20 protein-coding genes are annotated in these 21,759 nt (G+C 73.1%); 13 read left to right on the plus strand and 7 right to left on the minus strand.

Annotation, left to right across the window (positions count from 1 at the left end; translation table 11 throughout):
* The first annotated feature begins 4 nt into the window (after positions 1-4).
* Genes ACTWNK_RS18885 through ACTWNK_RS18900 form a run of 4 tightly spaced genes read left to right on the plus strand, consistent with a single transcriptional unit; the run spans position 5 to position 3,706 of the window.
* Positions 5-769 carry a thioesterase II family protein gene (locus ACTWNK_RS18885; RefSeq protein WP_474310943.1) on the plus strand — a complete coding sequence of 255 codons (765 nt, stop codon included), beginning with the start codon at positions 5-7 and terminating at the stop codon, positions 767-769.
* Positions 766-1,566: an FAD binding domain-containing protein gene (locus ACTWNK_RS18890; RefSeq protein ID WP_474305487.1), complete on the plus strand. Its 801-nt coding sequence runs from the start codon at positions 766-768 to the stop codon at positions 1,564-1,566. Before ACTWNK_RS18885 ends, ACTWNK_RS18890 begins: the two co-directional genes overlap by 4 nt.
* Positions 1,557-2,018, plus strand: coding sequence for a (2Fe-2S)-binding protein (locus ACTWNK_RS18895; protein ID WP_474305489.1), 462 nt, complete (start codon positions 1,557-1,559; stop codon positions 2,016-2,018). Before ACTWNK_RS18890 ends, ACTWNK_RS18895 begins: the two co-directional genes overlap by 10 nt.
* Positions 2,015-3,706 (plus strand): carbamoyltransferase family protein, encoded by a 1,692-nt coding sequence (locus ACTWNK_RS18900; RefSeq protein ID WP_474305491.1) that lies wholly within the window; start codon positions 2,015-2,017, stop codon positions 3,704-3,706. The genes ACTWNK_RS18895 and ACTWNK_RS18900 overlap by 4 nt, the downstream gene beginning before the upstream one ends.
* An 82-nt stretch (positions 3,707-3,788) precedes the next feature.
* Here the strand turns inward: ACTWNK_RS18900 and ACTWNK_RS18905 are convergent, their stop codons facing one another.
* The gene (locus ACTWNK_RS18905) at positions 3,789-5,423 is read right to left on the minus strand and encodes a PucR family transcriptional regulator (protein ID WP_474305493.1); all 1,635 of its coding nucleotides are present in this window, start codon (positions 5,421-5,423) and stop codon (positions 3,789-3,791) included.
* Positions 5,424-5,561: 138 nt separating this feature from the next.
* Here ACTWNK_RS18905 and ACTWNK_RS18910 point away from each other — a divergent pair, with 138 nt between their 5' ends.
* From ACTWNK_RS18910 to ACTWNK_RS18945, 8 genes are read left to right on the plus strand one after another with little or no spacing between them, the layout of a single operon-like run.
* The gene (locus tag ACTWNK_RS18910) at positions 5,562-6,635 is read left to right on the plus strand and encodes a DUF917 domain-containing protein (RefSeq protein ID WP_474305495.1); all 1,074 of its coding nucleotides are present in this window, start codon (positions 5,562-5,564) and stop codon (positions 6,633-6,635) included.
* Positions 6,632-8,185, plus strand: a complete 1,554-nt coding sequence (locus tag ACTWNK_RS18915) for a hydantoinase/oxoprolinase family protein (protein WP_474305497.1) — start codon at positions 6,632-6,634, stop codon at positions 8,183-8,185. The genes ACTWNK_RS18910 and ACTWNK_RS18915 overlap by 4 nt, the downstream gene beginning before the upstream one ends.
* 22 nt (positions 8,186-8,207) lie before the next feature.
* A complete protein-coding gene (locus ACTWNK_RS18920; RefSeq protein WP_474305499.1) occupies positions 8,208-9,230 on the plus strand; it encodes a sugar ABC transporter substrate-binding protein in 1,023 nt (340 codons plus the stop codon).
* 7 nt (positions 9,231-9,237) lie between these two features.
* Positions 9,238-10,797: an ATP-binding cassette domain-containing protein gene (locus ACTWNK_RS18925; protein ID WP_474305501.1), complete on the plus strand. Its 1,560-nt coding sequence runs from the start codon at positions 9,238-9,240 to the stop codon at positions 10,795-10,797.
* Positions 10,794-11,756 carry an ABC transporter permease gene (locus ACTWNK_RS18930; protein ID WP_474305503.1) on the plus strand — a complete coding sequence of 321 codons (963 nt, stop codon included), beginning with the start codon at positions 10,794-10,796 and terminating at the stop codon, positions 11,754-11,756. Before ACTWNK_RS18925 ends, ACTWNK_RS18930 begins: the two co-directional genes overlap by 4 nt.
* 36 nt (positions 11,757-11,792) lie before the next feature.
* The gene (locus ACTWNK_RS18935; protein ID WP_474305505.1) at positions 11,793-13,334 is read left to right on the plus strand and encodes a hydantoinase/oxoprolinase family protein; all 1,542 of its coding nucleotides are present in this window, start codon (positions 11,793-11,795) and stop codon (positions 13,332-13,334) included.
* The gene (locus tag ACTWNK_RS18940) at positions 13,334-14,419 is read left to right on the plus strand and encodes a DUF917 domain-containing protein (protein ID WP_474305507.1); all 1,086 of its coding nucleotides are present in this window, start codon (positions 13,334-13,336) and stop codon (positions 14,417-14,419) included. Before ACTWNK_RS18935 ends, ACTWNK_RS18940 begins: the two co-directional genes overlap by 1 nt.
* Positions 14,416-15,633 carry a metal-dependent hydrolase family protein gene (locus ACTWNK_RS18945; protein WP_474305509.1) on the plus strand — a complete coding sequence of 406 codons (1,218 nt, stop codon included), beginning with the start codon at positions 14,416-14,418 and terminating at the stop codon, positions 15,631-15,633. Before ACTWNK_RS18940 ends, ACTWNK_RS18945 begins: the two co-directional genes overlap by 4 nt.
* 12 nt (positions 15,634-15,645) lie before the next feature.
* Here ACTWNK_RS18945 and ACTWNK_RS18950 read toward each other — a convergent pair whose 3' ends face one another.
* On the minus strand, positions 15,646-16,008 hold the full coding sequence (locus ACTWNK_RS18950; RefSeq protein ID WP_474305511.1) for a winged helix-turn-helix transcriptional regulator: 363 nt from the start codon (positions 16,006-16,008) through the stop codon (positions 15,646-15,648).
* 63 nt (positions 16,009-16,071) lie between these two features.
* Here ACTWNK_RS18950 and ACTWNK_RS18955 point away from each other — a divergent pair, with 63 nt between their 5' ends.
* Positions 16,072-16,455, plus strand: coding sequence for a nuclear transport factor 2 family protein (locus tag ACTWNK_RS18955; RefSeq protein ID WP_474305513.1), 384 nt, complete (start codon positions 16,072-16,074; stop codon positions 16,453-16,455).
* Positions 16,456-16,458: 3 nt separating this feature from the next.
* Here ACTWNK_RS18955 and ACTWNK_RS18960 read toward each other — a convergent pair whose 3' ends face one another.
* The 5 genes from ACTWNK_RS18960 to ACTWNK_RS18980 are packed head-to-tail and all read right to left on the minus strand — an operon-like array spanning position 16,459 to position 21,752.
* Positions 16,459-16,968, minus strand: a complete 510-nt coding sequence (locus ACTWNK_RS18960; protein ID WP_474305515.1) for a VOC family protein — start codon at positions 16,966-16,968, stop codon at positions 16,459-16,461.
* Between the two features lie 17 nt (positions 16,969-16,985).
* A complete protein-coding gene (locus ACTWNK_RS18965; protein ID WP_474305517.1) occupies positions 16,986-18,230 on the minus strand; it encodes a cytochrome P450 in 1,245 nt (414 codons plus the stop codon).
* On the minus strand, positions 18,188-19,801 hold the full coding sequence (locus tag ACTWNK_RS18970) for an FAD-dependent oxidoreductase (protein WP_474305519.1): 1,614 nt from the start codon (positions 19,799-19,801) through the stop codon (positions 18,188-18,190). Before ACTWNK_RS18970 ends, ACTWNK_RS18965 begins: the two co-directional genes overlap by 43 nt.
* On the minus strand, positions 19,798-20,793 hold the full coding sequence (locus ACTWNK_RS18975; RefSeq protein WP_474305521.1) for a methyltransferase: 996 nt from the start codon (positions 20,791-20,793) through the stop codon (positions 19,798-19,800). The genes ACTWNK_RS18970 and ACTWNK_RS18975 overlap by 4 nt, the downstream gene beginning before the upstream one ends.
* Positions 20,790-21,752, minus strand: a complete 963-nt coding sequence (locus ACTWNK_RS18980; protein WP_474305523.1) for a methyltransferase — start codon at positions 21,750-21,752, stop codon at positions 20,790-20,792. Before ACTWNK_RS18980 ends, ACTWNK_RS18975 begins: the two co-directional genes overlap by 4 nt.
* Positions 21,753-21,759 lie beyond the last annotated feature (7 nt).

A 21,759-nucleotide genomic window follows, 5' to 3' on the forward strand; every position in this document is an offset into this window, starting at 1 on the left:
CGTCATGCCGGACACCGCCACCTGGCTGCGCAGACTGCGGCCGGTCGGCGACCCCTGGGTACGCCTGGTCTGCCTGCCGCACGCCGGAGGCAACGCCTACTCCTACACCTCCTGGAGCGCCGAGCTGCCGCCGGACGTGGAGCTGCTCGCCGTGCAGTACCCCGGACGCCTGGACCGCCTCTCCCATCCCTTCGCCAAGGACATGGACGAGCTCGCCCAGGCGATCGCCGAGGCCGTCACCGGGCTGGGCGAACGCCCGGTGGCGCTGCTCGGGCACAGCCTCGGCGCGGCGGTCGCCTACGAGAGCGCGCGCCGGATGGCCAGGCCGCCGGTGCATCTGTTCGTCTCGGGCAGGCCCGCGCCGCACCGGCAGCGCGAGGGCGGCAAGCATCTGGCCGGTGACGACGAGCTCTGGGACGAACTGGCCAGGCTCGGCGGAGCCGGTCCCGAGGTGATCGCCAACGCGGAGCTGCGGGAGGAGTTCCTGCCGGTGCTGCGCAACGACTACCGCCTGGCCGAGACCTACCGGCCGAGGCCCGGCCTGCCGCTCGACTGTCCCGTCACCGCACTGGTCGGCGAGCACGACAGCGAGGTCGACGCGGCCGAGGCCCGTTCGTGGAAGGCCTACACCAGCGGCGACTTCGCCCTGCGCATGCTGCCCGGCGGGCACTTCAACATCAGCCCGCCGGTGCCCGGCTTCGTCGACACCGTTGTCACCAGGCTCGCCAGGAGCGCGCCGCCCCGACGGATGGGCTGGGCCGGACCATGATCGACAACGACTTCGCCTATCGCCGCGCCGCCACCGTGCCGGAGGCCGTCGCCCTGCTCGGCGCGGGCACCGCCGTACTGGCCGGGGGGCAGTCGCTGATCCCCGAGCTCAAGGCGGGCACCCGCAGACCGGCGCACCTGCTGGACATCGGCGCGCTCGCCGAGTTGCGCGGTGTGCGCGAGGAGGGCGGCAGGCTGGTCGTCGGCGCGCTCACCCGCCACCACGACCTGCACACCGCGCCCGCCGTACGCGCGCTCGCGCCCATGCTCGCGCACGCGGCGGGCACGATCGCCGACCCCCAGGTACGCCACCGGGGCACGATCGGCGGCTCGCTCGTGCATGCCGACCCCGTCGCCGACCTGCCGCTCGCCCTGCTGGCACTCGGCGCCGCCGTCACCCTCGAAGGGCCGCACGGCAGGCGCGAGACGCCGCTGAGCGGCTTCGCCGGGCCCGAGCCAGGCGAGTTGCTGGTCGAGGTGGCGGTGCCGGTGACGCGCACGGCCTGGAGCTACCAGAAGTTCCACCGCGCGGCCCTGGAGTGGGCGCTCGTGGCGGTCGCCGCCGTGCCCGGCGCGGTCGTCGTCGCCGGGCTCGGGCCGCGACCGGTGCACGCGCACGAGGTGAACGCGGCCCTGGCGCAGGGGCAGCCGTCCGAGCGCGCCGCCCTGCTGGCCGATTCGGGATGCGAGCCCGCAGACGACCACCGGGCCTCGGCCGGCTACCGGCGGCACCTGGCCCGCGTGCTCACCGCACGCGCGCTGCGCGAACTGGAGCAGGGGGGAGCACGATGCGAGTAGAGATCACCGTCAACGGCGAACCGCACGAGGCCGACGTGCCGGACCGGACGCTGCTGGTGGAGTTCGTCAGGCAGCAGGCCGGGCTCAAGGCCGCCAACATCGGCTGCGACACCACCTCGTGCGGCGCGTGCACGCTGCTGCTCGACGGCGAGTCGGTCAAGGCGTGCACGGTCCTGGCCGCCCAGGCGCACGGCGGGCGGGTCGTCACCGCCGAAGGCCTGGCGGCGGGCGGCTGCCACCCGGTGCAGAAGGCGTTCGCCGAGCACCACGCCGTGCAGTGCGGCTTCTGCACACCCGGCATGGTGCTGGCCGCCGTCTCGCTCATCGCCGAGACGCCCGACCTCGACGAGGCCGCCGTCAGGGCCGGGCTCAAGGGCAACCTGTGCCGGTGCACCGGATACCACAACATCGTCAGGGCGGTCCTGGCCGCCGCTGGAGAGGAACCTCGATGAGCTACGTGCTCGGGTTGAACATCGGCTTCCACGACGCCTCCGCCGCCCTCGTGCGCGACGGCGAGCTGATCTTCCTCATCGAGGAGGAGCGGCTGTCCAGACGCAAGCACGCCCTGGCCCAGCCGCCCGTCCTGGCCATCCAGGCCTGCCTCGACGCCGCCGGAATCACGATCGACTCGGTCGACGAGATCGCCATCGGCTGGGACTTCCGTGGCACGCCGCTCGGCGCCAACAAACGATTCACCGAGGCCGGGCTGCGCCGCATGCTGTTCCCCGGCTCGCCGCCCGAGCGCATGCCGCCCGTCACGTGGGTGCCGCACCACATCGCACACGCGGCCAGCGCGTACTTCAGCTGCGGTCGCGACGACGTCGCCATCCTGGTCGTCGACGGCGCAGGCGAGACGCAGTCCGCCTCGATCGCCCGGGGCCGCGACGGCGAGATCGAGGTGCTCAAGGAGTGGCCGGTCGCCCAGTCGCTCGGCTTCTTCTACACCGCCGCCGCCAAGTGGGCCGGATTCGGCGACTGGGGCACCGGAAAGCTCATGGGCCTGGCCGCCTACGGCAGGCCGACGCCCGGCGGCCTCGGGCTCAGCCGCGAGCAGGACGGCTACGCCTTCACCTTCCCCGACATCGACCTGCCCGAACTCGCCGACAGCCGGGCCGTGGCCATGCTCGGCCCGCTCGTCGCCTACTACCCGACGTTCGAGCGCGACATCACACCCGCCTTCTGCGGGCACTTCCCGTTCATCCCCAGGCAGGGCGAGGAGCCCATCGCCTACGCCGACTTCGCCGCCACCGTGCAGGTCGGGCTCGAAGAGGCGATGTTCGGGCTGATCGAACTGGCCAGGCGCGAGTACGGCCTGCCGACCCTGGTCCTGGCGGGCGGTGTGGCGATGAACTGCACCATGGTCGGCCGCCTGACCCGCAGCGGCCTGTTCGAGCACGTGTACGTGCCGCCGGTGCCCACCGACGCGGGCGTCTCGCTCGGCGCCGCGCTGGTGGCCGCGCGCAGGCACGGCTCCTTCTCCCCGGTGACGATCGAGCACGCCTACTGGGGCCAGGACATCGAGGCCGAGCCGTCGGCGCTCGCCGTACGGCAGGAGGGGCTGGCCTCGCGCAGGCTGTCGGAGGACGAGCTGACCAAGCACGTGGCGCAGGCGCTGGCCGACGGGCGTGTCGTCGGGTGGGCGCGCGGGCGCGGCGAGATCGGCCAGCGCGCGCTCGGCACCCGCAGCCTGCTGGCCGACCCGCGCGACCGCAGGACGCTGGAGCGGCTCAACCTGCTCAAGGGCCGGGAGATGTGGCGGCCGGTGGCGCCCAGCGTGCTCGGCGAGCGTCTCGGCGAGGTGATGGCGGGCGACGTCGGCCATCCCGCGCGCTTCATGCTGGCCGCGGGCGAGGTACGCGCCGACATGCGCACCCGCGTCCCCGCCGTCACCCACGTGGACGGCTCGGCCAGGCCCCAGTACGTCGACCGGGCGACCAACCCGTCCTACTGGTCGCTGATCGACGCCTTCCGCCAGGTCACGGGTGTTCCGCTGGTGGTCAACACCTCGTTCAACCTGGCCGGTGAGCCGATCGTCAACACACCGGCCGAGGCCGTCTCCACCTATGTGCGCGGCGAGGCGATGGACCTGCTCGTCCTGGGCGACCTCCTGGTGGCCCGCAGCGAGGAGGCGCTGCCCTGAGGCCTGGTGGTCCTGGCGGGCACGGATCTCACGGAGGCGGACTTCTGCCGCAACGCGGTGGCCGGGCGCCGGCCCGTTCTCCTCACGGCGCGGAAGGAGTGTGCCGCACGACCGCGTACGACCAGGCCGGGCGCTCGGGCCCGTCGCCGGCCGGATCGGCGACCCCCTCGTGCACCCGGACCGCCAGCTGTACGGCGAGGCGTTCGTCGGCGGCGTCCAGGTCGACGGGCAGCAGCCTGCGGATGCGGCCCATGCGGTGCACGACGGTGTTGCGGTGCACGCCGAGCACCGCGGCCGTGGTCGTGGTGGAGGACTCGTGGTCGAGGAAGCACCGCAGGGTGTGCAGGAGCACGCCGGAGGGGTCCTCCCGCCGGAGCGGCTCGATGAGCGACAGGGCGGTGTCACGCATGGGACCGGCCTGGTACCAGCCGAGCAGCAGCCGGTTGACCGACATGGAGTCGGTGAGCTCGACGGCGGCGGCGACGTCCTGGGTGCGGGCCAGCATCAGCGCCTGCTGGGCCTCGTGCAGCGAGGTGCCGATGCCGGAGATGCCGGTGTGCGTGCCGCCGACCCCGGCACGCATCTCGATCCCGGGGAAGGCGCGGCCGACCGCGATCAGCACCCGCCTGGTCACGGCGGCGATCTCCATGATGTCGGCCGGGCTGGCGGGCCGGTCCCTGGTGATCCAGAAGGCCGAGCCGACGGGCCTGGCGACCAGGCCGACGTCGATGCCCGCGTGCCGCAGCTCCTCCTCGACGAAGGCGTTGAGCTCGCCCGGCAGGCGCTGCCCGCCCGAGTGCACGCCGATCTGGATCGCGTTGTGCCAGCCGAACAGCCGCCAGCCGAGCGCGGTGGCCCGCTCGACGCTGCGGGCGCGTGCGTTGTCGCCGTGTTCGAGGATCTCGGCCAGCAGCAGCGCCCGCTGACGCTCCTCCCGCTCCACCCGCATGCCCTGGTCGGCCACATGGACGGAGAAGGCGAGCGCGGCCACCGACAGCACCGTGCGGACGGTGTCGGCCATCGCCGCGCCGACCGGTGACAGCAGCGCCACCAGCCACAGGTTGGACGAGGCGCCCGGCTGGAGCGTCGCGGGCGACACGACGGCCACTCCGCCGTCGTCCAGGTCGACGACACGTGAGTGCGTGCCGCCCTCGCCGAGCCAGGCCGTCAGTGCGGCGAGCGTGTGCGGCGCGGCCTCGCCGACGGACTGCAGCACCCGCCCGCTGCCGTCGAGCAGGGCGACCGGCGTGCGCAGCAGGTCGGCCAGGCGCTGGACGAGGTCGCGCTGGTCGCGGGGCAGGCGCAGCATGCGTTCGACGGCCGTGCGCAGCGTGTTGGCCGCGGCCAGGGCCGGTGCGCGCACGAGCGGGTCGAGCGCGGCGGCCAGGGCCGAGGGGTCGACGTGCGGCAGCAGGATGACGGGGAAGGTGAACTTCTCGGCGAGCCTGCGGGTGACGACGGGCACGCCGCTGCGCGGCATCTCGGCGATCAGCCCGGACAGCCCGGCCGTCACGGCGCGCCTGATGGCGATGTCGGCGGGCGGCTCCTCCATGGCGAGCTGGGCGCGGGAGAAGACGGCGAGCGTGCCCGCGGGCAGCCTGCCGATCTCCGGCAGGGACGAGCCGGTGGTCACCAGATGCGCCGTGCGGTCCAGCGCACTGTCACCGCCCAGGACCTCGTACTCGCCCACGGCGCCCACGAGCCGGCGAATTGTCACGCCTTCTGTCCGCATTGTCATAGTTTAGCGGTCGTGGTGCACATCGCACAGTCTCAGCCCTGATCTTGGGCACTTTGGGCAATGACGGCCTTTCCCGCCGCAGGTGTACTGGTCGCAATCAGGCAAAGGAGCTGTCCCTTGCGTCTCGTTCGGGAGTCGGACATCGAAGACCTCGCGCTCGGCGCCGTGGTCCTCGGCACCGGCGGCGGGGGCGACCCGCACATCGCCAAGATCCTGCTGCGCCAGGCCATCGAACGCCACGGCCCGGTCCGCGTGGTCTCGGCGGGCGAGATCGACCCCGACGCCCTGGTGCTGCCGATCGGCATGATCGGCGCCCCGACCGTGATCGTGGAGAAGTTCCCCAGCGGCGAGGAGGCGCGTGCCGTGGTGAACGCCGTGCAGGCCAGGCTGGGCCGTACCGGTGCGGCGGTGATGCCGATGGAGATCGGCGGGATGAACTCGCTGTTCCCGCTGGCCGTCGCCGCCGAGCTCGGGCTGCCCGTGGTCGACGCCGACTTCATGCGCAGGGCGTTCCCGCAGCTGGAGATGACGCTGCTGACGCTCGCCGGAATCCCGGCCTCACCCGCCGCCCTGTGCGACTCCAAGGGCAACAGCGTGCTGTTCGAGGCCGTGGACAACCGCACGAGCGAACGACTGCTGCGGGCCAGCGTCGCCGAGCTCGGGATGGTCGCCGTCTTCAGCGCCTACCCGATGGCCGCCGCGCAGGTACGGCGGCACGCCGCGACCGGCTCGCTGACCCTGTGCCAGGCGATCGGCCGCTCCCTGGCCGCCATCCAGGCGGGCGCGAGCGGCGCCTACGAGCGCTTCCTGGCCGTGAGCGACGCCGAGATCCTGTTCTCCGGCAAGGTCCTGGACGTCGAACGCCGTACCACGGCAGGCTGGGCCCGGGGCACCGTGGCACTCGAACACGTCGACCAGCAGGACCGCGTCATGCGCGTCGAGATCCAGAACGAGAACCTCATCGCCCTGGAGGACGGCGAACCGGTCGCCACCGTGCCCGACCTGATCTCGCTGATCGACATCGAGACCGGCATCCCGATCACCACCGAGGCCCTCAGGTACGGCCAGCGCCTGCACGTCATCGCGATGCCCGCCGAACCGCGCTGGCACACCCCCGAGGGCATCGCCCTGGCCGGGCCCCGCGCGTTCGGCTACGACCTGGACCACTTCCCGATCAGGCGCGGCCGATGAGCCGCCTGCGCATCGGCATCGACGTCGGCGGCACCAGCACCGACGCCGCGGTGGTGGACGGCGCCGGCCGCGTCGTCGCCTCGCACAAGGCCGCGACCACCCCCGACGTGCTGACCGGCATCCGCGCCGCGCTGGCGGCCGTGCTGCGCCGCTTCGACCCGGCCGCCGTCGAGCAGGTCATGCTCGGCACCACCCACCCGGTGAACGCCGTCATCGGGCGTGACGGCCTGGCCAGGGTGGGCATCCTGCGCATCGCGGCGCCCGCCACGCTGTCCATCGCGCCGCTGGCCGGATGGCCGGAGGACCTGGCCGCGATCGTCGGCGGGCCCTGCGAGATCATCGAGGGCGGGCACGAGTTCGACGGCACCGAGATCGTCCCCCTGGACGAGGACGCCGTCGCCGCCTTCGCCCGCACCTGCCGCGGCCGTGCCGACGCCATCGCCGTCACCGGGGCCACCTCGCCCGCCAATCCCGGCCACGAGATCCGCGCCGCCCAGATCGTCGGCGAGGTGCTCGGCCCCGGCACGCCCGTCACACTCGGGCACGAGGTGGGCGGGCTCGGCCTGCTGGAGCGCGAGAACTCCGCCATCCTCAACGCCGCCCTCACCTTCATCGGCCGCTCCGTGGTCACCGCCCTGGAGAGCGCCCTGCTCCATCACCACCTCGGCGCCGACATCTACCTCACCCAGAACGACGGCACCCTGCTGTCGGCGGCCGAGGCGAACCTGCGCCCGATCCTGACCATCGGCTCCGGCCCGACGAACTCCATGCGCGGCGCGGCCTTCCTGACCGGCCTGAAGGACGCCGTCGTGATGGACGTCGGCGGCACCTCCACCGACGTCGGCCTGCTGGTCGACGGATTCCCCAGGACCTCGGCGATGGCCGTGGAGATCGGCGGCGTGCGGACCAACCACCGCGTGCCCGACCTCATCTCGATCGGCATGGGCGGCGGCACGCTCGTCCGCCGGGGCGCGCGTCCCGAGATCGGCCCCGACAGCGTCGGCTACCGCCTGCACGAACAGGCCCTGGTGTTCGGCGGCGACACCCCCACCCTGAGCGACGTCTCCGTACGCGCGGGCCGCGCCGTCTTCGGCGACCCGGCACGCGCCGAATGCCTGCCCCCCGCCCTGGTGCGCCGGGCGCTGACCTGGGTCGACGAACGCGTCCAGCAGCTCGCCGAGCGGATCAAGGCGGCCAGGGCCGAGCTGCCGCTGATCGCGGTGGGCGGCGGCTCGCACCTGATCCCGGACGTCGTGCCGGGCATCAGCGAGGTCGTCAGGCACGAGCACGCCGCCGTGGCCAACGCGATCGGCGCCGCCATCGCCGAGGCCGCGGGCTCCGTCGACCGCATGTTCCAGTACGACAAGTCCAGCAGACAGGCCTGCCTGGCCGCGGCCAAGGAGCTGGCGGCCGAGGCGGCGATCCGCGCCGGGGCCGACCCCGCGCTGGTGCGGGTCACCACGGTGGACGAGATCCCCATGACCTACATGCCGGGCAACTGCGCACGCCTGGTCGTGCGCGCCGCCGGGCCTTTGCTCACCCGTCCCTGAAGTCCCCTGAGAGGTAGCCCCCATGCCGAACAGAGTCCTCCCCTTCGCCGCCGCGCTCGCGGTGGCCTGCCTGGCCACGGCCTGCGGCTCGGCCCCCGCCGAGACCCCCTCAGGGGCGTCGGCGTCCGGCAAGACGATCTGGTACGCCGACGTCATCGAGGCCAACCCCGTGTCGCAGGCCATCACCCAGGCCGTCAACACGCCGCTCACGGCGGCCGGCGCCACCATGACGCGCTCGTTCTCGGTCAACAACACCACCGGCTCGATCGACCCGGCGGTGCAGGCCGAGGCGCTGACCCGGGCGATCGGCACCCAGCCCGCCGCCATCGCGTACTTCGTCCTGGACTCCAAGTCCATGAAGCCGCAGGTCCAGCGGGCCCGCGAGAAGGGCATCCCGGTGTTCGCCGCGCTCGGCAAGCCGGAGGGCTTCGATGTCAACGGCTACATCACCAACCCCGACGAGGAGCAGGGCTACCAGGCGGCGAAGTACCTGGCCGACCACCTGCCGAAGGGCGCCAAGATCGCGATCATCGGCGGACCCGTGACGCCGAACGTCACCGCCGAGCTGGCCGGAGCCCAGCGCGCCCTTCAGGAGGCGGGCGCCAGCGTGGTCGGCGACCTCGACCAGCAGCGCAACCTGCAGGACAACGCGGCGGGCGGCCAGAGCGTCATGCAGGGCATCCTGCAACGCGAGCCGGACGTGCAGGGCGTGTTCGTCTACAACGACGACAGCGCGCTCGGCGCCATCGCCGCCGCCAAGCAGTCGGGCAAGAAGATCCTGTTCACCAGCAGGAACGGCACCGCCGACGCGATCGCCGCGATCAAGGCGGGCGACCTGCTGGCGACCTGCGACCTGAAGCCGGTCGAGATCGGCAAGGCGCTCGGCCAGGCCATGGTCGACCACCTCAGCGGAGCCAAGACCTACGACGGCAACGCGCAGATCCCCGGCCCGCCCGCCGACAAGTGCATGGTCGACAAGGACAACGTCGCCGACTGGAAGCCCGCCGAGGAACTCATCGCGTTCCAGACCATCAAGACGGGCTGAGCGCGGGATGCGTCCGCTGATCGGCCTGGACCGGGTGTCGGTGGCCTTCCCGGGAACGCTCGCACTCGACCGGGTCAGCCTGAAGGTCTTCCCCGGCGACGTGCTCGCCGTGATCGGCGCCAACGGCTCGGGCAAGACCACACTGCTCACCACCCTCACCGGACTGCGCGCCCCCACCGGCGGCACCGTGCTCGACGCCGAAGGCCCGCTGCGGCTGCGCGGCCCGGCCGACGCGCTGGCCAGGGGCGTCGCCCTGGTGCCGCAGGAGCCGCAGCTGGCCACCTCGCTGCCGGTCTGGGAGAACCTGCTCATCGGCCGCGGCGGACTCGGCGCTTTCGCACCCGGGCGCGCGGCCAGGCTCGGCGCACGCGCCCTGGTGACCGAGTCGCTGCCGCACGTCGACCCGGGCATGCCCGCCGGGCTGCTGCGCAAGGCCGACCGGGCGATCGTGGCCCTGCTGCGCGCCCAGTCCGCACGGCCGAAGGTGCTCGCGCTCGACGAGCCCACCGCCGTGCTCGGCGACCGGGGCGTGGAGATCGTCGCCGCGGCCACGTCCAGGCTGCGGGCCGAGGGCGGCGCCGTGGTCCTGGTCAGCCACCGGCTGCGCGACATCGTCAGGCTGGCCACCCGGGTGGCCGTCCTGGTCGACGGCAGGCTCGTGCACGACGCGCCGATCGGCGAGGTGTCGGTGGAGGAGCTGGTGGAGACCATGGCCGCCGGGCGTCCCGCTCCGGCGCGGGTCACCGCGCGGGCCTCCGGTGCGCGCCCGGAGGCGGGCGTCCGGCCGCAGGCCGAGGTGCTGGCCGTACGGGGGCTGCGTGCGCACGGGTTGGCCGTCGACGAGCTGAGGGTCGGGGCGGGCGAGATCGTCGGGCTGGCCGGGCTGGCGGGCAGCGGGCGCTCGCGGCTGTGCCGGCTGCTGGCGGGAGCGTCGGGCGGCTCGGCGTCGGTGACCTACCTCGGCGGGCCGCTGCCGGGCGGCACACGCGCGTCGCGCCGTGCCGGGATCGCCTACCTGCCGGAGGACCGGGCGAACGAGTCGGTGTTCGCCAGTCTGAGCGTCGCACGCAACCTGGAGATCGCCGACGTCGTGCCCGCCGGGCTCGGCGCCCTGTTCGGGCCCAGGCCCGCCGCCGGGCGCACGGCCAGGACGATCTCCGAGTTCGGCATCAAGACCGCCTCGCCGCACAGCGAGATCACCGCACTGAGCGGCGGCAACCAGCAGCGCGCCGTACTGGCCCGGGTGCTGGCGCACCAGCCCAGGCTGCTGATCGCCGACGAGCCCACCCAGGGGGTCGACCGCACCGGCCGTGCGGCCATCCACACGATGATCCGCAGGTTCGCCGAGTCTGGCGGGGCCGTCCTGGTGGTCAGCTCCGAGTTCGAGGAGCTGCAGGAGCTCGCCGACGGCCTGCACGTCATCAGGGACGGCCGGGTCGTCGCACGACGCCCGCCGGACTGCCCCTACCGCGAGCTGGTCGCCCTGGCCACCGGCGCCCGCGACGAGCCCGAAGTCGCCGGGTCCGATGTCGCCGGGTCCCGTGATGAGAAGGAAGCAGAGCAATGACCCCCGACCAGGCCGTGCCCGTCCGTACCCGCCCGAGGTTTCGTCCCTCGGTCGAGCTCGCCTTCCCCGCCGCGCTGCTGGCGCTGCTGGTCGGGGCGGTGATCGCGTTCCCGTCGTTCCGGGTGGCGGGCACCTATCTGGACATCCTGTCCTTCTCCTCCGTGCTGTTCATCATCGCGATCGGCCAGACGCTGGTGGTCATCGGCCGTGGCGTCGACCTGTCGGTCGGGTCGATGGCGGGGCTGGCGGGCGCGGTGTTCGCCACCCTGACCGTGAGCGGCTGGCCTTCGGCCGCGGCGGCGGGCGTCGCCCTGCTGCTCGGGCTGGCCGTCGGCGCGATCGCACACGGCCTGCTGATCACCAAGCTCGGCATCTCGTTCATGATCGTGACGCTCGGCACCTACTCGCTGCTGCGCAGTCAGGCCCAGGTGGTGCTGGAGGGCAAGAGCATCACGGTCGACGTGGGCTGGCTCGACGCCCTGTCCAACGGCCGCGTGCTCGGCATCCCCTCGGTCGTGCTGCTGGCCGCAGGCCTCTACCTGGTGGCCGTGCTGATCCTGCGCTGCACCGGCTTCGGCCGGGCCCTGTACGCCACCGGCTCCAACCCGCTGGCCGCCAGGCTCGCCGGACTGCCGATCGACCGGGTCACGATCATCGCGTTCGCGGTCAGCGGCCTGTTCGCCGCGCTGGCGGGGCTGCTCACCGTGGGGCAGCTCGGATCGGCGCAACCGGGCGGCGGCGCCGGGCTCGAGCTCACCGCGATCGCCGCGGTGCTGCTCGGCGGCACCCGCTTCTCCGGCGGCTTCGGCAGCGTCACCCGCACCCTCGTCGGCGTCCTGTTCCTGGCCGTGCTCAACAACGTCCTGTACGCCGCCGGGGTCTCCTCCTTCTGGCAGGGGACCGCCTCCGGAGCCGTACTGATCGCTGCCGTCGCCATCGACCGCAGCCGCAAGGAATAGCCCCCCTCACACGGAGCCCCCTCAAGGAGTCTGGCAGTGAAACTCGGAATCGATGTCGGTGGCACGAACACCGACGCGGTCCTGCTCGAAGGGCAGGTCGTGCTCTCCTCGGCCAAGGCGCCGACCAGCCCCGACGTCACCCGCGGCATCGTCGAGGCCATCAAGGCCGCGGCGGGCGGGCGGGACCTGGCCGAGGTGGAGGCGGTGCTGATCGGCACCACCCACTTCATCAATGCGATCACCCAGGCCAGGGGCCTGGCCGAGGTCGCCGCGATCCGCATCGCCACACCCCCGCAGACCCTGCCGCCCATGGTGGACTGGCCCGACGACCTGGCGCGGGCGCTCGGCAGGCACGTGTTCGTGGTGCGCGGCGGCTCGCAGTTCGACGGCAGGCCGCTCAACCCGCTCGACGAGGACGGCCTGCGCGAGGTCGCGGCTCGCATCCGCGAGCTCGGCCTGACCCAGGTCGCGCTCAGCGCGGTCTTCTCGCCGGTGAACGGCGAGGCGGAGGAACGCGTGGCGGCGATCCTGCTGGAGGAGCTGCCGGGCGTGTCCGTCACCTCGTCGGCCGACCTCGGCCGGATCGGCATCCTCGAACGTGAGAACGCCGCCATCCTCAACGCCGCCCTGCGCCCCCTGGCCAGGGAGGTCGTCGACGGCTTCGAGCGCGTGCTGCAGGATCTCGGCATCGGCGCGCCCGTCTACCTGTCGCAGAACGACGGCACGCTGATGAGCCTCGCGGAGGCGCGCCTGCACCCGATCAGGACGATCGCCTCCGGCCCGACCAACTCCATGCGCGGCGCCGCCTTCCTGTCGGGCGTCGAGGACACGCTGGTCGTGGACGTCGGCGGCACCACGGCCGACATCGGCGTCCTGCGCGGCGGCTTCCCCCGCGAGTCGACGGTCGCGGTCACCCTGGGCGGCGTCAGGAGCAACTTCCGCATGCCGGACGTGCTCTCGCTCGGCATCGGCGGCGGCAGCGTCGTGCACGACGAGGGCCGCAGGGTGGGACCGGACAGCGTCGGCTACCGGCTCACCTCCGAGGCGCTCGTCTTCGGCGGCGACACCCTCACCCTCACCGACATCGCGGTCGCGGCCGGCCTGGCCGACATCGGCGACGCCTCCCGCGTCGCGCACGTCCCCCGGGCCGTGGTCGAGGCCGCCCTGGCCGACGTGCGCACCCGCATCGGCGCGGCCGTCGACCAGGCGAAGCTGGCCGCCGCCGACCTGCCGGTCGTGGTCGTGGGCGGCGGCGGCGTGGTCATCGACGCGCTGCCCGGCATCACCACCCTGCTCCGCCCGGCGCACTCCGGCGTCGCCAACGCCGTGGGAGCGGCGTTCGCCCAGGTCGGCGGCGAGGTGGACAAGATCTACACCCTGACGGACATGACCCGCGCCCAGGTCGTGGCCGACGCACGCGAGGAAGCGGTACGGCGTGCGGTCAAGGCGGGCGCCGTACCCGAGACGGTCCGGATCGTGGACACCGAGGACGTCCCGCTCACCCACATGGCGGGCGGCACGGCACTACGGGTCAAGGCGAAGGCGGTCGGCGAGCTGCGCCGAGAGGAAGGCAACTGATGCGTTACATCGACGAGGCCGCACTGGCCGACATCACGATCGGCTCCACGATTCTCGGCGCGGGCGGCGGCGGCGACCCGTACGTCGGCATGCTGCTGGCCCGCGAGGCCATCCGCGAGCACGGCCCGGTCGCGATGTGCGACCTGGAGGAGGTGCCCGACGACGCCAGGGTGGTGTTCATCGCCGGAATGGGCGCACCGGGCGTGCTGGTGGAGAAGCTGCCGCGCAGCGTCGACGCCGTGGCCGCCCTGCGTGAGCTGGAGGCCTACCTCGGCTACACCTTCACCCACGTGGCCCCCGCCGAGGCCGGCGGCCTGAACGCGGTGACGCCCTTCTCCACGGCCGCGGCCGGGCTGCCGGTCGTCGACGCCGACGGCATGGGCCGCGCCTTCCCGGCGCTCGAACTGGTCACCCCCACCCTGTACGGCGGCAAGGCCACCCCGCTGGCCATGGTCGACGAGCACGGCAACCGGATGGTGATCAACACCCCGGACAACACCTGGGCCGAGAACCTGGCCCGCGCCGCGACCCTGACCTCCGGCTGCGTCACCATGATGGCGCTCTACCCGATGACCGGCCGCCAGGCCAAGGACTGGCTGGTCAAGGGCGCGCTCTCGCTCGCCGAGCGCATCGGCGCGACGCTGCGCGAGGCCCGCGCCGCGCACGAGCCGCCCGTCGAGGCCGTGATGCGCGCCAACGCGGGCGTCTCGCTGTTCGAGGGCAAGGTGACCGAGGTCGACCGGCGCAACGAGGGCGGCTGGACGATCGGCGAGGCCGTCATCGAGGGCAGCGGCGCGTTCGCCGGGTCGTCGATGACCCTGCACTTCCAGAACGAGCACCTGGCCGCCGTGCGAGACGGCCGGATCGTGGCCACCGTACCGGACCTGATCATGGCGCTCGCCGTCGACTCGGGTGAGCCCATCCCCGCCGAGGAGATCCGCTACGGCTACCGTGTCGCGGTCATCGGCATGCCGTGCGACTGGCACTGGCGCACCCCCGAGGGCCTGGCGCTGTCCGGGCCGCGCAGGTTCGGCTACGACATGGACTTCGTCGGCGTCGAGGAGAGGGCGGTGACCCCGTCATGAGGACGGTCCTCACCGGCGGCGACGTCTTCGACGGCACCGGCGCGCCCGCCGCCCGCGCCGACGTCGCCGTCGAGGACGGCCGGATCGTCGAGGTCGGCATCGGCCTCGACGGGGACGCCGCCGTCGACGCCACCGGCGCCACGGTCATGCCCGGCCTGATCGACGCGCACGTCCACGTCATGTTCTCCGGCATGGACCCGCTGGCGCTCGCCTCGGAGCCGTTCTCCTACGCCTTCTACCAGGCGGAGCGGAACCTGCGTACCTCGCTCGACCTCGGCGTCACCACCGTGCGTGACGCGGGCGGCGCGGATCTCGGCGTCAAGCAGGCCGTCGCCGACGGGCTGATCGACGGCTCCGCCCTGGTCATCGCGGTGACCCCGCTCAGCCAGACCGGCGGCCACGTCGACGGCTGGAGCGTGCACGGCGAGGTGCACTCGCTGCTGGTGGCACACCCCGGCCGCCCGCACACCGTGGTCGACGGCCCCGACCAGATGCGGCAACGGGTACGCGAGATCGTCAGGGCGGGCGCTGACGTCATCAAGGTCTGCACCTCGGGCGGCGTCATGTCGCCACGCGACGATCCACGCCATCCCCAGTTCAGCCCGGAGGAGCTGGCCGTCTGCGTGGCCGAGGCCCAGGCGGCGGGCATCGGCGTGATGGCGCACGCCCAGGGCACGCCGGGCATCCGCAACGCGGTCCTGGCGGGTGTGCGCTCGATCGAGCACGGCATCTTCCTCGACGACGAGTGCGTCGAGCTGATGCTGGCCCGGGGCACCTGGCTGGTGCCGACCCTGCTGGCGCCGGTCGCGCTGATCGGCATGATCGAGTCGGGCACCCGGCTGCCGCAGGCCGTGGTGGACAAGGCCTACGCGGTGGCGGGCACGCACATGGACGCGGTCAGGCGTGCGGTGCGGGCCGGGGTGAAGATGGCGATGGGCACCGACAGCGGGGTCTTCCCGCACGGCCGGACGCCGCAGGAGCTCCTGCTCATGGTCGAGGCCGGGATGACACCGGCCGCCGCGCTGGCCTCGGCCACCTCGGGCGGCGCCGCCCTGCTCGGCCTGGGGGAGGAGCTCGGCCGGGTCGCCCCCGGCTTCCGCGCCGACCTCGTCGTGGCCGACGGCGACCCGTTCGACTTCGCGACCCACGCCCAGCGGGTACGGCATGTCGTCAAGGACGGCCGCCTGGTGCGCACCCGCGTCCCGGCCGGGTGAGCACGGCGCTCCTCAGGGCTGCCGGTCGTCGTGCGTCCTGCGTGCGGTCATGACGTCGTTGACGTGGTGCTCGGCCCACGCGGTCACCGCCTCGATGGGGGCGCGCAGCGAGAGGCCGAGCCCGGTCAGGGTGTACTCCACCCTGGGCGGGACCTCGGCGAACACCTCACGGGTGAGCAGGCCGTCGCGCTCCATGCCGCGCAGGGTCTGGGTGAGCACCTTCGGCGTGACGCCGCCGATGTGCTCGCGCAGCTGGGTGAAACGCCGTGGCCCGGCCAGCAGGCTCAGCACCACCAGCATCGACCATCGGTCGCCGATGCGGTCGAGGACCACGCGGGTCGGGCAGGAGACGTCGAAGGAGTCGCCGTTCAGCATGGTATCCAACGTATACCAAGGGCACGTTGAAGTAATCAGTACCCGATGGATACCGTCAAGCGCATGATCGACACCGAGCACCACAAGCAGATCGTCCGTACCTTCCTCGACCTGGTCTTCAACGACAAGAAGCCCGCCGAGGCGTTCGCCGCGCACGTCGCGCCCGGCTACATCCAGCACAACCCGCACGCCCCCGACGGCGCCCAGGCCTCGCTGGAGTTCCTCGCCGGATTCGTCGCGCGCTTCCCCGCCCTCAGCCTGGACATCCGCCGTGTCGTCGCCGAAGGAGACCTGGTCGTCACGCACAGCCTGATGAAGCTCACCCCCGACGACAGGGGTACGGCGATCGCCGACATCGTCCGCATCGCCGACGGCCGCATCGCCGAGCACTGGGACGTCTCCCAGCCCGTGCCCGAAGACCCCGCCAATCCCAACACGATGTTCTGACCGCTACCGCTCGACGGGAGGCGAGGCGACGAAGGAGGTCCAGTCCGACACCCCGGCCCTGCGCGCCTCCCGCCAGCGCTGGCGCAGGCGATCGGCGAAGAAGGAGCGGTTGACCCAGTAGACCTCCAGCCAGATGTTGTCCGGGTCGCGCAGCCACACCTGGGCCCCGGCCTCGTGGTTGGACTCCGTCACGCCGGAGTGCTCGACGCCGACGCCGTCCAGGTGCTCGACCCACGCGTCGAGGTCGGCCCGGTCGGGCACGTGGTAGCCGAGGTGGTGCAGGCCGACCCTGTGCTCGTCGAACACCGCGCCTGGCTCGGCCGTCAGCGGCAGGCCGAGCACCACGGAGGCGAACGACTGGGGATGCACCAGCGTGCGGAAGCGGAAGTCGTAGTCGGGGGGCTGCACGTCGTTGACGACCACGAAGCCGAACACCTTCGCGTACCACGCGGTGCTGCGCTCCAGGTCGGTCACGGTCAGATTGATGTGGGTACTTCCGTCGAGTCGTGGCACGTGGAGGTTCCTCCTGCTCAGGCGGGGCGCAGCCGTACGGGTAAGGACTCGTGCGCCCGGAAGTTCGGATGCGCCAGGCGTACGGCGGGGCCGTCGCTCTCGACGGCGGCGCAGCGGGCCAGCACACGCGACACGACCGCCTCGCCCTCGGCCCTGGCCAGCGCCCAGCCCGTGCAGTGGTGCCCGCCGCCGCCGAAACTGAGATGCGGATTGGGACGACGGCCGACGTCGAGGCGGTCGGGATCGGCGAAACGCCGTTCGTCGCGGTTGGCCGAGCCGAGCACCAACAGCAGCAGCCGCCCCGGCCGCAGGGTGCGCCCGCCGAGCTCGATCGGCTCGCGGACCAGCCGCATCGTGTACTGGGTCGGCGCGTCGTAGCGCAGGAACTCCTCCACCGCCGTGCCGCCCAGCGACGGGTCGGCGGCCAGCCTGGCCTGCTCGGCCGGATGCGCGAGCAGGGCGGCGAAGCCGTTGGCGACCATGTTCATCGTCGGCTCGAACCCGGCGAACAGCAGGAAGACCAGATTGTCCACCAGGTCGTCCCGATCGAGCCCCTCGGGCCCGCCGAGCCCCGATGCCAGATGCGAGATGAGGTCGTCACGCGGTGAGCGGGCCCGTTCGTCGAACCAGCCGCTCACGCACTCGCGCAGATACGCGACGGCGACGTCGGCCGCGGCCGACACCTCGGGCGTGGGCAGCCGGTAGGGGATGAAGGCGCGTCCCAGCGTGACGGCCGTCGGCCAGATCCGCTCGCGCTCGCTCGCGGGCAGCCCGAGCAGCTCGCACACCACCATCGCCTGCAACGGGAAGGCCAGGTCCGCGACCACGTCGAACGGCGCACCGTCCAGGCCGGGCGTCAGCAGCTCGTCGACCAGCTCCTCCACCCTCGGCCGCCAGGCCCGCGAGCGCGCGGCGGCCAGCGACCGGGTGAGCAGGGCGCGCAGGGCCACATGGTCGGGCCCTTCGCGCCCGGCGATGATGCGCTGCGACAACGCGCCCGAAGGCCCCTGACCGAACAGCGGCGCACCGCCGTCGTCGCCCGCCCGCCTGTTGCCCAGCCGCCTGTCGTTGAGCAGAGCCGAGACGTCGGCGTGACGCAGCACCATCCACGTGCCGATGCCCGCCCGGCAGATCGGCTCGGCCGCGCGGAACTTGGCATAGAACGGGTACGGATCGGCGATGACCGCCGGGTCGAGGGGATCGAACCTGGCCGAGACCATCAGACCCGGCCAGCCGCGCCGGTGCCCGCCAGCCAGCCCCATGTCATCGCGAAGCTCAGGTGCATGCCGTTGGCGATGGCGCCGGGCCCGAACAGCGCGGCTGCGGCCGTGCCCGCGGCGAAGCAGCCGGGGATCGGCTCGCCGTCCCAGCCGAGCACCCTGGCCGAGCCGTCGGTGCGGGCGCCGCCCTTGGTGGCGATCGTGCCCCTGTGCAGCGGCAGGGCGAAGAACGGCGGCACCTCGACGGTGCCGAGCGTCGGGTGCGGGGCCGTGGGGTCGCCGGTGTAGCGGTCGTAGACGCTCTCGCCCCTGCCGAAGTCGGGGTCGCGGCCCTCGCGTGCGCCCGCGTTGAACCTGGCCACGCTCTCCTCCAGCGCCTTGGCCTCGACGCCGAGCAGGTCGGCCAGCTCGGCGAGGCTGCCCGCCGTGGTCAGCCACCCGGGTGCGTCCTCGCCCGGGGCCACGCCCGCAGCCGAGTAGCGCTCGCGGAACTGCGCGTCGCCGATCGCCCACGCGGGCCCGTTGCGCGGCTGGTGGGTGGCAGGGTCGACCTCGGCCAGCGCCAGGCAGCAGTTGTGCGCGGCCTCGTTGACGAAGCGCCTGCCGTACTGGTTGACCCACAGGACGTGCGGCATGCTGCGCTCGCTGACCACCATCCTGGGCCTGGGCAGCTCGGGGTCGTGCTCCCACGTCTCGCCCGGCACCAGGAACGCCGGCCAGCACCAGCTCTCGCCCAGGTGCGCGGGCTCGGCGCCCGCGGCCAGCGCCATGCGCAGCGCGTCGCCCCGGTTGACGGGAGGCGCGAGCGAGTGCGGCGCGGGCGTGCCGAGCTGGCGGGCGGCCAGGCCCGGCGTCGCCTCGAACCCGCCGTTGGCGAGCACCACGCCACGCCTGGCGGCGATGGACACGCGCTCGCCGCCGATCTCGGCCACCACGCCGCTCACCGCGCCCGCGTCGTCACGCAGCAGCTCGGCGACCCTCGCGTCGCCGACCAGCTCGACGCCCTTGGCGCGGCAGCCGTGCAGCAGGCCGACGATCAGCCCGAGCCCCATCGTGACCTCGTCGGCCGCCATCCGCCGCTGGAGCAGCTCGTACGGCAGCGTGCCGCCGCCGTGCACACCGCCGCCGAACACCTCGTCGTTGGTCAGCACCGAGGGGTACGGCATCGGCCACACCAGCCGGTCCCACGGGCCGAGCTCGCCCACCTTGATCGGCGCGACCTCCAGGTGGCGTCCGGCCTGCCTGCCGCCTTCGGTCTCGGCGAACGTGTCGGGGTACTGCATCGCGGTCAGCGTGATCGGGCTGTTGTCCTCCAGGAAGCGGGCCGCGAGCGGCGCCGACCGCACGAACGACTCGACCAGGCCGGGGTCGCGTCCGGGCGCGTGCCTGGCGCAGTAGGCCAGGGCGTCGTCCGCGTTGTCGTCCTCGCCGATCCGGTGGTTGCCCGGCACCCAGATCGCACCGCCCGAGATGCCGCTGGTGCCGCCCCAGCGACCGGCGGCCTCCAGCACCAGCACACTCGCGCCCTCGGCGGCGGCGGCCAGCGCCGCGGTGAGCCCGGCCGCGCCGGAACCGGCGACGACGACGTCGTATTCAGTGGAGGCGGTGGTCATGTCGAAATCTCCAGGATCGGGAACATGGGCGTCGGCACCAGGCGGACCAGCCGGAGGTCGGCGGCCTCCAGCAACTCCTCGAGCTGCTCGATGGTGCGCAGCGCGCCGCCGGTGAAGACCAGCATGATGACGTCGGTCAGTCGGGCGACGTCGAAACGGTCGCCGGGACGGCTGGTCGGCTCGAAGATCAGCAGACGGCTGTCCGGCCGCATGGCCTTGCGCACCGAGCGCAGGATCCGCACGGCTGAGTCGGCGTCCCAGTTGTACAACGTGCGTTTGAGCAGGTAGGCGTCATGGCCGGCGGGCACGCCGTCGAAGAAGCTGCCGCCGCTCACCGTGCACCGCTCGGCGACGCCGTGCTCGGCCAGCACCGGCTCCGACAGCTCGACCACGAACGGCAGGTCGAACAGCACGCCGCGCAGGCCGGGATGGCGTTGCAGCAGCCCGGCGAGGAAGGTGCCGTTGCCGCCGCCCACGTCGACCAGCGTGCCCAGCGACCCCCAGTCGTAACCCCGCAGCGCCGCCCGCAGTTCGAGCTGGGTGGCGCCCTGCTGCGAGGAGTCGAACCTGGCGCTCTCGCGCGGCCTGCGGGCGAGGTAGTCGTAGTAGCTCTCGCCGTGCACCTGGGGAAAGGCCGGCTCGCCCGTCGCCAGCGTGTGCTCCAGCGCCGCCCAGGCCTGCAGGTCGGCCTGCATGAGCGGCAGGCAGCCCTGCAGGGAGTGCGGCCGGTCGGTGCGCATGAGGTCGGACATGTCGCTGTTGCCGAAGCGCCCGGGCGAGACCTCCTCGAAGACGCCGAGCCCGGCGAGCCCGCGCATCGCCCGCAGCAGCGAGGGGGCGTGCAGCCCGGCGGCCTCGGCCAGCTCCTCCACCGGCCTGGGCCCGTCCGCGAGCTGGTCGGCAATTTTGAGCTCGGCCAGCGCCCTGATCGTCGTGGGCACGGTGTAGTCGGCCAGCTCGGTCAGCCTGAGCACCGCCTCCAGGTCGCTCATGTCCAGGCCTCCTGGCGTGCGTCGATCACGGTGAGCGTGGGGGTGCGCACGAGGTGGACCGGGTGCAGCCCCGAGGCGGCGAGCAGGCGGGAGAAGGCGTCGTAGTCCCTGGCGGGCGAGCCGTGCAGGACGAGCTGCTCGACGTCGATGCGGCCCAGGTTGCGGCAGCCGTCGGGGTCGGGCAGCGCCTCCAGCACCAGCACCCGCGAGTCGGGGCGCATCGCCGCGCGCACGTTGCCCAGGATGCGGGCCGCGTCGTCGTCCTCCCACTCCCTGAGCACGGCCATGAGCAGGTAGGCGTCGGCGCCTTCGGGCACCTCCTCCAGGAAGTCGCCCGCCACCACCGTCGTCCTGCCGCCGAGCCCGGCCTCGCGCACGGTCGCCTCGGCCGTCCCGGCCACGCCGGGGCGCTCCAGCAGTGTCGCCCGCATGCCGGGGTAGGCGCCCAGCAGGGCCGCGGCGAACGTGCCGGTGCCGCAGCCCACGTCGACCAGGTGCGTGATCTCGCCCCACGGGTAGACGGGCAGCAGCGTGTGCGCGAGCAGCTTGTTGGCCGCGGGCAGCTGCCCCACGCCCTCGTGGTGGCTGCGCCCGTGCACGTGCTCGAAGGCGGCCTCGCCGGTGCGCAGCGTGTGCTCGACCTTCGCCCACGCCTGCACCTCGGCCGGCTCCAGCAGGGCGGCCTCGCGCACCGAGTGCGGATGGCCCGACAGCAGCAGCTCGGCCATCGGGCTGAGCGCGAACAGGCCGGGCTCGGGCTCGGCGAAGATCTCCTTGCAGGTCAGGGCCCTGAGCAGGCGCTGCAGGGTGTCGCGGTGCAGTCCGGTCAGCGCGGCGAGCTCGCCCGCCGTCTTCGGTCCGTCGGCGAGGTGGTCGGCGACGCGGTGCTCGGCCATGGCCCGCACCGCGAACGGGATCACGTAGTCGGCCAGCTCCATCAGCCGTAACATCGCCGGCATGTTCATC

This window comes from Nonomuraea sp. IBHARD001 (genome assembly GCF_056106265.1).

What these genes read in the sequence shown, in the direction of transcription:
- ACTWNK_RS18950 (WP_474305511.1), bottom strand. Translation starts at nt 16,008, where the DNA reads ATGCTGAACGGCGACTCCTTCGACGTCTCCTGCCCGACCCGCGTGGTC.
- ACTWNK_RS18895 (WP_474305489.1), top strand. Translation starts at nt 1,557, where the DNA reads ATGCGAGTAGAGATCACCGTCAACGGCGAACCGCACGAGGCCGACGTG.
- ACTWNK_RS18980 (WP_474305523.1), bottom strand. Translation starts at nt 21,752, where the DNA reads ATGCCGGCGATGTTACGGCTGATGGAGCTGGCCGACTACGTGATCCCG.
- ACTWNK_RS18955 (WP_474305513.1), top strand. Translation starts at nt 16,072, where the DNA reads ATGATCGACACCGAGCACCACAAGCAGATCGTCCGTACCTTCCTCGAC.
- ACTWNK_RS18925 (WP_474305501.1), top strand. Translation starts at nt 9,238, where the DNA reads ATGCGTCCGCTGATCGGCCTGGACCGGGTGTCGGTGGCCTTCCCGGGA.
- ACTWNK_RS18975 (WP_474305521.1), bottom strand. Translation starts at nt 20,793, where the DNA reads ATGAGCGACCTGGAGGCGGTGCTCAGGCTGACCGAGCTGGCCGACTAC.
- ACTWNK_RS18970 (WP_474305519.1), bottom strand. Translation starts at nt 19,801, where the DNA reads ATGACCACCGCCTCCACTGAATACGACGTCGTCGTCGCCGGTTCCGGC.
- ACTWNK_RS18940 (WP_474305507.1), top strand. Translation starts at nt 13,334, where the DNA reads ATGCGTTACATCGACGAGGCCGCACTGGCCGACATCACGATCGGCTCC.
- ACTWNK_RS18890 (WP_474305487.1), top strand. Translation starts at nt 766, where the DNA reads ATGATCGACAACGACTTCGCCTATCGCCGCGCCGCCACCGTGCCGGAG.
- ACTWNK_RS18965 (WP_474305517.1), bottom strand. Translation starts at nt 18,230, where the DNA reads ATGGGGCTGGCTGGCGGGCACCGGCGCGGCTGGCCGGGTCTGATGGTC.
- ACTWNK_RS18920 (WP_474305499.1), top strand. Translation starts at nt 8,208, where the DNA reads ATGCCGAACAGAGTCCTCCCCTTCGCCGCCGCGCTCGCGGTGGCCTGC.
- ACTWNK_RS18930 (WP_474305503.1), top strand. Translation starts at nt 10,794, where the DNA reads ATGACCCCCGACCAGGCCGTGCCCGTCCGTACCCGCCCGAGGTTTCGT.
- ACTWNK_RS18945 (WP_474305509.1), top strand. Translation starts at nt 14,416, where the DNA reads ATGAGGACGGTCCTCACCGGCGGCGACGTCTTCGACGGCACCGGCGCG.
- ACTWNK_RS18915 (WP_474305497.1), top strand. Translation starts at nt 6,632, where the DNA reads ATGAGCCGCCTGCGCATCGGCATCGACGTCGGCGGCACCAGCACCGAC.
- ACTWNK_RS18900 (WP_474305491.1), top strand. Translation starts at nt 2,015, where the DNA reads ATGAGCTACGTGCTCGGGTTGAACATCGGCTTCCACGACGCCTCCGCC.
- ACTWNK_RS18885 (WP_474310943.1), top strand. Translation starts at nt 5, where the DNA reads ATGCCGGACACCGCCACCTGGCTGCGCAGACTGCGGCCGGTCGGCGAC.